We start from the raw sequence: 10554 nt of genomic DNA, 5'->3' as shown, positions 1-10554 counted from the left end.
CTCTCCCCCTCCCCCCCCCCCCCCCCCCTGACGTTTCGGGGAAGACGACATGACGACACTGCTGCGCTGGACCATCCGGGTTCACAAATGGATCGCCCTGGCGGTCGGAATCCAGATCGTGCTCTGGGTTATGGGCGGGGTCGTCATGAGCGTGCTGCCGCTCGACAAGGTGCGCGGCGAACACAACGTGGCCGAACCGGCCGTCGTGTCTCTGGACGCGGCGCGGGTCCTGCCCCTGGCTGACGCCCTGGACCGGGCGGACTTCGCCGCCCCGCTGCGCAGCGCGCGGCTGGAGACCTGGCTGGACCGGCCGGTCTGGCGCGTGGTGTCGGGCGGCGGCCTCCCTGTGATGATCGATGCCGAAACCGGGGCCCGGCTCAGCCCGGTGGACCGGGAGGGCGCGGTGGCTGCGGCGCGTGCCGATTACGCCGGGTCGGACGACATTGCTTCGGTGGAGTATCTTGACGCCGCGCCGCGCGAGGCCGGCGGCGGCGGGCCGACCTGGCGCGTCACCATGGATGACGGCGAGGAAACCCGGCTCTATGTCAGCCCGGACACCGGCTTGGTTGCGGCCCGGCGCAATGCGAGCTGGCGCTTCTTCGATTTCTTCTGGATGCTTCACATCATGGACTATGAGGAGCGGGAAAATTTCAACAATCCGCTGCTGATCACCGCCTCTCTGCTTGCGCTGACGACCGTCCTCGCCGGCTTCCTGCTGCTCATTTTACGGATGCAGCGCCTAGTGCGCATGGAGATGGCGAAGTCGCGCGCCCGGCGAACGGCGCGGTCCAATCATCCGGCCGAGTGAGGGAAGCGGGGAGCACCCGCGTAGTCCTCCCAGACAGGGAGGATCCGGATCACTATCTCGAACACACTCGGAGCGGCCTTTACCGGCCGCGACAATCGCCTGACCCTGGTGCGCCACGGTCTGGCCCTGATGGTGCTCGTCGAGCACGGCTTCATCGTTCTGCAGGGTCCGGAGCCCCCGCCTCCGCTCGCGGTGAATGGCTGGTCGCTGAGTTTCGCGGCGGTCAACGGCTTTTTTGTCCTAAGTGGCTTCTTGATTGCCAACAGTCTGGAGCGTCGCAGGGACCCGGTAGACTTCGCTCTTGCGCGGATGTTGCGGATTTGGCCGGCCTTGTGCGTGCTCGCTCTGACCGCCGTTCTCGTCATCGGTCCGGTGGTTACCGACCTGTCGCCCTCGGCGTATTGGGGGAGCCTGCAGACCTGGACATATCCGATGCAGGTGATGGGATTTCTCGATACCTCGCAGGGTCCGGCGGGCGTATTCGCGGAGAATCCCTGGAGCGGCGAGTTTTCGGCCACCTTGTGGACTCTGCGCTATGAGGTTCTCGCCTATGGCGGCGCGGCCGTGCTGTTTTTCTCCCCTCTGCCCTGGGGGCGCTATTCGGTTCTGCTGCTCACCGCGGCCATGGCGGCGGTTTATCTGGGCGTTCGGTCCGCCTGGCCGGACGCGCCGGCGCTGATCGAGCTGGGCAGCCGGCTGGCTACACCCTTCCTGATCGGCATGGCCTTCTACCATTGGCGGCACCAAATTCCGCTCTTGCCCGTCCTGGCGGTGCTTGCCGCGCCGCTCTGGCTGCTCGCCGGGTCGATGCCGGTGGCGGAGCTGTTCATGAACCTGGTCCTCGCCTCGGTGCTGTTCTGGCTCGGCCTGGGCCGGTTGGGCGGGCTGCCGAAGCTGGCCCGCATGCCGGATTGGTCCTACGGTCTCTACATCTGGCACTATCCGGTCATGCAGACCGTGGTGCTGGCCTGGCCGGACATTACCCCTGCGGGCGTACTCGCCATTGCGCTGCCGGTCACCCTTCTGGTCGCCGCGGCCAGCTGGTACGGAATCGAAAAGCCGGCGCTAGCGTTGAAATCGAGGCGATCCTCGCGTCGGCGGCACGTCGATGACCCGCCTCGACCCGAGGAAACCCAATGGTAGCGATGTCCGTCCCGATGTTCCTCCGATCAACTTTCGTACTGGGTGTTGCGGTTGGCGTCCTGACAGCCTGCTCGGACGGCTCGGCAAGCGAGGAGTGGCCGATCCCGACCGATGACCCGGCCGTGCTGGCCCAGGGTGCGGACCTCTACCAGGTGCATTGTGCGAGCTGTCATGGCGTCGAGCTGGAAGGCCAGCCGGACTGGCGCACGCGCTTGCCGAACGGCCGCCTGCCAGCACCGCCGCATGATGTAACCGGGCATACGTGGCACCATCCGGATGCGGTGCTGTTCGAGATCACCAAGCTGGGCACGGAGGCCGTGACGCCGCCGGGCTACGAGTCCGACATGCCGGGCTTTGCCGACCAGATGACCGACACCGAGATCCGGGCCGTATTGGCCTATATCAAGTCGACCTGGCCGGAGGAAATTCGGGCGCGGCAGGACGCGATCAGCGCACGGGCGGAGTAGGAGCGGGTCACGGAATGGTGGTGGCCCGCGGCCTTCCCGAGTGGTGGCGTCACCTTTGTGGCGTATCGGCTCGAAGGGAACCCTGATCGCGCGCGGGCGTTGTAGTCAAACACAGCATTTCACCCAATCCCGGAGGCCCGCCATGCAGGAACACAAGTCCAGCTATGTGAAGTTCGCCGCGATGATCCTCACCTCCATGGTGGTGATGTTCGGCATCAAATATCTCAACACCTATGACCTGTCCCATCTGTACTGGTCGGAAACGCGGTTCTACATGACCTTCATGATGGGCGGGGCGATGGCCATCGTGATGCTCGCCTTCATGCTGTCCATGTACAAGAACACCAAACTCAACCTGGCCATCTTCGCCGGCAGCGCGGTGGTCTTCTTCGTCGCCCTTTGGCTGGTGCGCAGCCAGGAGACGATCGGCGATGAGAGCTGGATGAGCGCCATGATCCCGCACCACTCGATCGCCATCCTGACCTCCGAGCGGGCCTATATCCAGGATGTCCGCGTGCGCGAGTTGGCCGACGCGATCATCGAGGCCCAGCGCAAGGAGATCAAGGAGATGGAGTGGCTGCTCGAGGACATCGACGCCAACGGTCTGGCCCGCACCGAGGCCGAGGCGGCGGCGCGGCCGGTGCCGGAATTCGAGGGCGTGGTGGCGCCGGATGACCCGACCGTGCCCTAGGCCGGGACGATGGGACTGATCAGCCTCCTGAGTGCCGTCATCATCGTGGCGATGGCGGCCTTCCACCATTACAGCCTGCTCGGACTGAGGCGGGCCAGCTCGCGCCTTCTGCCCCCGCATGGGGCGCGGCCGGTGGCCGTGTTCGTGGGGCTGGTGGTCGTGCACGCGGTAGAGATCGCGGTGTGGGCCGCGGTCTGGGCCTGGGCCAATGACTGGACGGGGCCGGTGATCGACGGTCAGGGGTTTCAAGGCACTCCGCTAGACTGGCTCTACCTGTCGGGCGTGATGTTTGCCACCCTGGGCTATGCGCCCTTCGATGTCGTCGGCGATGCGCGCCTGCTTGCGATTGTCGAGAGCTTGCTCGGTTTCATGCTGCTGACCTGGTCGGCGACCTACTTGTATTCGGTATGCCAGAATGTGTGGAACGATGCGGACTGATGCGCGCCCGCCTATCACGTGTTGTCTCGTGGCTATTATTCCCCGGGGACAACCCGCTCAATCGGGTGTCTTGCTTAGGGTTGGGGGCTGAATCCCGCTTGTTACCCGGCATGCCCGAGCTACACTTTCTCTATAGCGCAATGAATGCTGGCAAGTTACGCACATTTTTGCGCGGGAGGAAGAGATCGCGCGGCTGGTCGAGTGTCAGCACGCCGTTGATTACCAAATGTTCAAGGCGTCCATCTGAGACCCAGTCGCGCGGCTACTCAAATAGGTGTGCCCCAACTCGATCGGTTTAGGCGTTGACGCCTTAGAGGCGATTGCGGTCTCTACAACTAAATATGAAGATAGCTACTCGGCCGAGGCTAATAGTGCTCCAAGGTGAGGGCGGTCCATACAGCCAGGTAAACCTCGACACGGAGCGCCGGCATTGCTAGGGACACGATGTGGCGGTGCCTAGAGGCGCCTGCGACGGTGGATGAGATTTTGACGCACGGCTTCTGGATCGACGGGAAAACAAGGCTTGCCGGCTTGGTGCTGGCGGCGCTGTCGATTTTGTTGATCTTGTCCGCCCCGGGGTTCGCGGATTTGGATCCGGCGCCCGAGGCGTGCATGTCGGGGCACCATGAAGCGGGTTGCTGCATGGGCGGCGCGTCCGACCTGGCGGCTGAGACACAGACCCCGAACGCGCCTCACAGCGAATGCGATGACGCGACCTGCGCCATGATGGTCTCCTGCACGCCCGCGATGACAATGCTTACGCCGGATCACAGGGTCGAGGCGAAGCGGATGCTAGGCGCAGACCACACCAGACGACGGGCGGTTGCGCTCCGCACGGTCTCGCTTGACGGACTGAAACGACCTCCCCGCACATAGCCCTCGCTGGGGCACTGGTCGTCCGACCTGCGCCGCTGTCGATGATTCCTGTGTGTGGAGCTTTTAATGAAATTTTCCCTCTTCGCGGCTGCGCTTGCGGCCGCTGCGACCGCATCCGCGGTGGCGCAATCGCCCACTGCCCTGCGGTCACTTGGCCTGGCCGAGGCGGTGCACATTGCCGAACAAAGTGGCGATCCCGGCGTGCAGGCCTGGCACCGCCGCTCGGCCTCGCTCGAGGCGCTGGGTCGGTCAGAAAACAGCCGTCCTGACCCGGTCGTCCGGGCAGGTGTCAACAATTTGCCGCTCGGCGATCTCGATCTCAACCGTGAAGCCATGACGCAAGGCTCGCTCACCGTCCGCCAGGCGTTTCTTCGCGGTGAAACCGGGAGTTTGCGGCAGGCGCGCCGGGAGGCCGAGGCCATGGGCGCCCAAGCCCGGGCCGCGGAACGCCAACGCGCCATTCGGCGCGATGTGCGCGAAAGCTGGCTGGATGCCTTTTATTGGCAGGAAGCGCGACATCTCACTCTGCTGCGACAGGAGGAATTGGCGCTCCTCGGCGAAGCCGCGCTGGCCACCTATGCGTCGGGGCGTTCGACCGCTGCGGACGTGATCCGCACGGACCTGGAAACCGCAGTTCTGGACACCCGTCTGGTGGACATTGACCGGCAGTTGCAGGACGCCCAATCGCGGTTGGTCCGCTTTGTCGGGCCGGATGGTCGCCGCCCGCTGCCCCGGCAACTGCCCTCACTGCCCGCCGGTCAGAACGAAGAATCGGTCGAGGTCCAGTTGGCGAGGCACCCGTCCGTCAATGTGCTTGATGCCGCGGTGCAAGCAAGCAACCGAGCGATTGAATTGGCACGCCAGGCGTTCAAGCCGGCTTGGTCCGTCGAGGCCGCGTATGGCCTCCGGGATAGCCGGTCAGACACGGCGAGCATTGGCGTCAGCGTGGCTGTCCCACTGTTCGAGCGCGAAGCCCGCCATGCCGGTGTGGCGAGTGCCCGCGAGGCCCGGTCCGCTGCAGAAATGGAGCGGCAAGCGGTGCTGCTGGACCTGCGCCGAGACTGGGAGCGGCTGCAGGTCGAGCGTCGCGGCCAGGTCACGGCCATCGCGGTTTATGAGCGGTCCGTGCTCCCTAATGCTCGCGCCACGGTTGAGGCGGTGATGACGGCCTATGAAAACGACGGTGCGGACTTTCCCGAACTGGTGCGTGCACAGCTTGCCTGGCTCGATATCGAGCTGGAGTTCCTGCGTTTGCACGTCAATGCCCGCAAGGCCGAGGCCGGCCTTCTTTATCTCGTCGGAGAACCCCAATGAATGCGCGAAATATCTTTATCGCTGCCGGCCTCGTGGCCGGTGGCGCAGTCCTGGGCGCGATGGCCTGGTCCTTGTTGATGAATGAAGAGGCTGTGCCGGCGGGGCCGGCCGAGCGCGAAGTCTTGTACTGGGTCGCCCCGATGGACCCCAGCTACCGGCGCGATGAGCCTGGCCAGTCTCCGATGGGAATGGACCTTGTGCCGGTGTATGCGGACGAGGTCGGGCAAGAGGATGAGGCGGGGATCGTCCGCATCGACCCGGCCGTCGAGAACAATATCGGGGTCCGAACCGCGGTCGTCGAGCGCAGCCCCCTGTCACAGCGTATCGCGACCGTCGGTCACGTCCGCCCGGTGGATGACCAGATCAGGGTGATCGAGGTCCGGACTGAAGGCTGGATCGAGGACCTGCGTGTGACCGCCATGGGTGACGTCGTACAGGACGATGCTCTCCTGTTCCGCATGTATGCGCCGGACCTGTCCGCCGCCCAGAGCGAGTTTCTGCAGGCCTTGCGGCTTGATCGCGAGGCGCTGATCCGCTCGGCCCGCCAGCGCCTGCTGGCTCTCGGCATGAGCCGCCGGCAGATAGATGCGGTGGCCCGCACCGGTGAGGCCGCCCGCCTGATCGATTTGCGTGCGGACCAGGGCGGTACCGCGTTGGAGATCGCCGTGCGCGACGGCCAGCACGTCCAGCCCGGGACCCCGCTCATGACCCTCGCGGACCTGTCCCAGGTTTGGATTGTCGCTGACCTGTTCGAGGCCCAGGCGCAGGCCGTGAGGCCCGGGCATCCTGTTGAGATCCGCTCTCCGGACCAGCCCGGCCGCGTCTGGCTCGGGACGGTCGAGTACGTCTATCCCACTGTTGACGCGCAGAGTCGCGCGGTGCCGGTCCGGGTGCGCCTGGACAATGCGGATGGCGCTCTTCGGCCCAACAGCTATGTCAATGTGACCATTGAGGCGGCGCCGCGCCGTGATGTGGTCCAGATCCCGCGCGAGGCCCTCATCCGGACCCGGGACTCCGACCGGGTCATTCTGGCCCTTGGAGACGGCCGCTACCAGCCAGCCCGCGTCATTGCTGGCCAGGAGGCGGGCGGACAGGTCGAGATCGTCGAAGGGCTTGCGCCCGGCGAACGGATCGTGGTGTCGAGCCAGTTCCTGATCGATTCCGAGGCCAGTTTGCAGGGGGGCCTGCTGCGCATGAGCCCGCCTGAAGGCGAACGCGACGCGGCCATGGCGCCGGCGCAGGCAGATGTGCAGGGAGTCGGTCGGGTCGTGTCCTTGATGTCCGCGGAGGGGCGTGTTCGGCTGGAACACGAACCGATCCCGGCCATCGGCTGGCCAGCCATGACGATGGCATTCGACATTGACCCCGAAGTGGACCTGGAGGGGCTCGAAGCCGGTAAGCGGATCAGCTTTGTGCTCGAAGAGCGCCCGGAAGGCGGCTGGCTGATCACGGAGATCGTGCCGACCCCACATGACGCTGAATCTGGGGAGGAGCCGCAATGATCGCCTCGGTCATCCGCTGGTCGATCGGCAACCGGCTGATCGTCCTCATCCTGGCTGCCATGCTGACGGGGTATGGCCTGTACTCGCTGGCCCGAACCCCGCTCGATGCCATTCCCGACCTGTCTGACGTTCAGGTGATCGTCAAGACGACCTATCCGGGCCAGGCGCCGCAGGTCGTTGAAGACCAAGTGACCTATCCCCTTACCACGGCGATGCTGGCCGTGCCGGGCGCGTCGACGGTTCGCGGCTACTCCTTCTTCAATGACAGCTATGTGTATGTGATCTTCGAGGACGGGACGGATCTCTACTGGGCCCGGTCTCGTGTCCTGGAATACCTGGCCCAGGTCGCTCCGACGCTACCGGATGAGGCCGTGACGGCGCTCGGACCGGACGCGACTGGCGTCGGCTGGATTTACCAATATGCGCTGGTGGACCGGAGCGGGCGGCATGACCTCGCGGAGTTGCGGTCCATCCAGGACTGGTTTCTGAAATACGAGCTCCAGACCATCGAAGGCGTTGCCGAGGTCGCCGCGATCGGCGGCATGGTCCGGCAGTATCAGGTGGTCGCCGACCCCGACCGCTTGCGGGCGTATTCCATTCCCCTGAGCCGGGTTCGCGATGCCCTGCAGCGGGGCAACCGAGAGAGCGGCGGGCGGGTCATCGAGATGGCGGAAGCCGAATACATGGTCCGCGCCTCTGGCTACATCTCGGGCATCGACGATATCCAGGCGATCCCGGTTGGAGTGACCGACACCGGGACTCCGATCCTTGTGTCCGACGTCGCGGGCGTTCGCATCGGTCCCGAATTGCGGCGCGGTATTGGCGAGCTGAATGGGGAAGGCGAAGCGGCAGGCGGTGTGGTCATCATGCGCTATGGCGAGAACGCCATGGCGACAATTGAGCGGGTGGAAGCCCGACTCGACGAATTACGGGCGTCCCTGCCCGACGGCGTGGAGATCGTGACCACCTACAATCGTGCCGGTCTGATCGAGCGGTCGGTGGACTCGCTGAGAGAAAAACTCATTGAGGAAATCATAATCGTCGCGCTGGTGTGTGCGATCTTCCTTTTCCATCTTCGCTCATCCCTGGTGATTGTGCTCAGCCTGCCGCTCGGCATCCTGGCCGCATTCGCGATCATGAACGCCCAGGGGATCAACGCGAACATCATGTCACTGGGTGGAATTGCCATCGCCATCGGGGCGATGGTCGATGCAGCGATCGTGATGATCGAGAACCTTCACAAGCACGTCGAGCGCGAGCCTTTGACCCGGGAGAACCGATGGCGAGTTGTCGCCCAGGCCTCGGCAGAGGTCGGCCCGGCGCTTTTCTTCTCGCTGATGATCATCACGGTCAGCTTTCTGCCCGTATTTGCTCTGGAGGCGCAGGAAGGACGCCTATTCCATCCACTGGCCTTCACCAAGACCTATGCCATGGCCGCCGCGGCGGGGCTCTCCATCACCCTGGTGCCGGTGTTGATGGGCTATTTCATCCGCGGCCGGATCACGCCGGAGCGCAAGAACCCGGTCAACCGGATCCTGATGGCGGCCTACCAGCCGTATCTCGCGCTCGTATTGGCCCGGCCGTGGCTGATGGTGGGCCTGTCAGTGCTGGCAGTCGCCAGCGCCGCGGTGCCGCTGTCGCGCATGGGCAGCGAGTTCATGCCGGACCTCGACGAAGGCGACCTGCTGTACATGCCGAGCGCTTATCCGGCAGCGTCGGCCGGCAAAATGGGCGAATTGCTGCAGCAGACCAACCGGTTGATCATGAGTGTGCCGGAAGTGCTGACCACGCACGGCAAGGCCGGGCGGGCCGAAACGGCCACTGATCCGGCCCCCCTGACCATGATCGAAACGACCATCCAGCTACGACCCCGAGAGGAATGGCGCCCCGGAATGACCATCGATGACATCCGCGCCGAACTGGACGCAATCGTCGATGTGCCGAGTCTCAGTGATGTCTGGATCATGCCCATTCGTAATCGCATCGACATGCTGGCCACCGGAATCAAGACACCGGTCGGGATCAAGGTCGCCGGTCCCGATCTGGCGGTGATCGCGGAACTTGGCCAGGAGATCGAAACGATCATCAGCGGGGTTCCCGGAACCGCCTCGGTCTATGCCGAGCGGGTGACGGGCGGACGCTTTATCGACATCGATGTGAACCGGACGGAAGCGGCCCGATTTGGCCTCAACATCGCCGATGTCCATGACGTGATCGGTACCGCGATCGGCGGGATGACAGTGACAGAGAGCGTGGAGGGGTTGCAGCGTTATCCGGTCAATCTCCGTTATCCGCAGGACTACCGGGGTTCGGTTGCCGAGCTACTTGCCTTGCCCGTGATCACGCCAACCGGCGAGGAGATTCCGCTGGGGCGGATCGCCGAAATACGGATCGATGAAGGCCCCGGAGTAATCCGGAGCGAGAATGCGAGGCTCAACGGCTGGATCTACATCGATATCGCCGGCGTTGATATCGGCTCCTACGTCGCCGAGGCGCGGCGGGCCGTGGCGGAGGAGATCGAGCTGCCGCCGGGTTACTCGCTCAGCTGGTCGGGGCAATACGAGTACATGGAAAGGGCGCAAGCCAAATTGGCGTTGGTCGTACCCCTGACTGTCTCGGTCATTCTACTGCTGCTGTTCCTGAGTTTCCGGCGGCTCGTCCCGGTGCTGCTGATCATGGGTACATTGCCCTTGGCCCTGGTTGGCGGCCTCTGGCTGCTTGACCTGCTCGGGTACAATCTGTCGGTTGCGGTCGGAGTCGGTTTCATTGCGCTCGCGGGCGTGGCGGTTGAAATCGGGGTGCTAATGATCGTGTATCTTGAGCAGTCTCTGGCGCGATATCAGGCGGCCGCCAAGGCGGAGGGGCGGGCGCTGTCGCTGCGTGAGCTTCACGAGGCGGTAAGAGAAGGCGCGCTGTTGCGGGTGCGGCCGATCATCATGACGGTCGCGACGGTGATAGTGGGGCTTATGCCGATCATGTTCGGCACCGGGTCGGGCTCCGAGGTGATGCGCCGCATTGCCGCCCCCATGGTCGGCGGCATGGCCAGTGCCACCGTGCTCGCGCTACTGGTCCTGCCAGCTGCGTTCATGCTGTGGCGCAGACGGACGCTCGGGAGAGCTGAGGCCTAGATGATCGGTCACGCCTGGCCCGATTTCCGTCGAGGAAGGGGCCGGGCGTGGCTGGACCGGCCGTTGCGGGATGCACCAGACATTTTGACGAGCGGTAGGTCACGCACCATGCGAGCGCGTCAGAACATTCTTGAACCAGGGGTCAAATTTTTTGGGGTCACGCCGCGACATCGTGAACCTTGAGTGG

9 protein-coding genes are annotated in these 10554 nt (G+C 64.5%); all 9 read left to right on the top strand.

What is annotated here, in order from left to right:
• Nucleotides 1-49: 49 nt before the first annotated feature.
• The 9 genes from ACXYMR_RS01025 (at nt 50) to ACXYMR_RS00985 (ending at nt 10367) form a co-directional block, all read left to right on the top strand.
• Entirely contained in the window at nt 50-808 is a 759-nt protein-coding gene (locus ACXYMR_RS01025; RefSeq protein ID WP_458940885.1) for a PepSY domain-containing protein, read from the top strand.
• A gap of 108 nt (nt 809-916) precedes the next feature.
• Nucleotides 917-1951, top strand: coding sequence for an acyltransferase family protein (locus ACXYMR_RS01020; RefSeq protein ID WP_458940884.1), 1035 nt, complete (start codon nt 917-919; stop codon nt 1949-1951).
• A gap of 14 nt (nt 1952-1965) precedes the next feature.
• A complete protein-coding gene (locus ACXYMR_RS01015; protein WP_458940883.1) occupies nt 1966-2418 on the top strand; it encodes a c-type cytochrome in 453 nt (150 codons plus the stop codon).
• 142 nt (nt 2419-2560) lie between these two features.
• Nucleotides 2561-3109: a DUF305 domain-containing protein gene (locus ACXYMR_RS01010; RefSeq protein ID WP_458940882.1), complete on the top strand. Its 549-nt coding sequence runs from the start codon at nt 2561-2563 to the stop codon at nt 3107-3109.
• Nucleotides 3110-3118: 9 nt separating this feature from the next.
• Nucleotides 3119-3547 carry an ion channel gene (locus ACXYMR_RS01005; protein ID WP_458940881.1) on the top strand — a complete coding sequence of 143 codons (429 nt, stop codon included), beginning with the start codon at nt 3119-3121 and terminating at the stop codon, nt 3545-3547.
• A 474-nt stretch (nt 3548-4021) separates the two neighbouring features.
• Nucleotides 4022-4423 carry a hypothetical protein gene (locus ACXYMR_RS01000; protein WP_458940880.1) on the top strand — a complete coding sequence of 134 codons (402 nt, stop codon included), beginning with the start codon at nt 4022-4024 and terminating at the stop codon, nt 4421-4423.
• Nucleotides 4424-4489: 66 nt separating this feature from the next.
• Entirely contained in the window at nt 4490-5737 is a 1248-nt protein-coding gene (locus ACXYMR_RS00995; protein ID WP_458940879.1) for a TolC family protein, read from the top strand.
• Nucleotides 5734-7239, top strand: coding sequence for an efflux RND transporter periplasmic adaptor subunit (locus ACXYMR_RS00990; protein ID WP_458940878.1), 1506 nt, complete (start codon nt 5734-5736; stop codon nt 7237-7239). Before ACXYMR_RS00995 ends, ACXYMR_RS00990 begins: the two co-directional genes overlap by 4 nt.
• A complete protein-coding gene (locus tag ACXYMR_RS00985; protein WP_458940877.1) occupies nt 7236-10367 on the top strand; it encodes an efflux RND transporter permease subunit in 3132 nt (1043 codons plus the stop codon). The genes ACXYMR_RS00990 and ACXYMR_RS00985 overlap by 4 nt, the downstream gene beginning before the upstream one ends.
• Nucleotides 10368-10554: the final 187 nt, after the last annotated feature.

The sequence above is a fragment of the Maricaulis sp. CAU 1757 genome (assembly GCF_054482675.1).
The sequence above is the reverse complement of the archived record's forward strand: the minus strand, read 5'-3'. Positions and strand labels throughout refer to the sequence as shown.

Coding starts and splice junctions, on each gene's coding strand:
- ACXYMR_RS00995 (WP_458940879.1), top strand. CDS start 4,490: ATGAAATTTTCCCTCTTCGCGGCTGCGCTTGCGGCCGCTGCGACCGCA.
- ACXYMR_RS00990 (WP_458940878.1), top strand. CDS start 5,734: ATGAATGCGCGAAATATCTTTATCGCTGCCGGCCTCGTGGCCGGTGGC.
- ACXYMR_RS01025 (WP_458940885.1), top strand. CDS start 50: ATGACGACACTGCTGCGCTGGACCATCCGGGTTCACAAATGGATCGCC.
- ACXYMR_RS01010 (WP_458940882.1), top strand. CDS start 2,561: ATGCAGGAACACAAGTCCAGCTATGTGAAGTTCGCCGCGATGATCCTC.
- ACXYMR_RS01015 (WP_458940883.1), top strand. CDS start 1,966: ATGTTCCTCCGATCAACTTTCGTACTGGGTGTTGCGGTTGGCGTCCTG.
- ACXYMR_RS01005 (WP_458940881.1), top strand. CDS start 3,119: ATGGGACTGATCAGCCTCCTGAGTGCCGTCATCATCGTGGCGATGGCG.
- ACXYMR_RS00985 (WP_458940877.1), top strand. CDS start 7,236: ATGATCGCCTCGGTCATCCGCTGGTCGATCGGCAACCGGCTGATCGTC.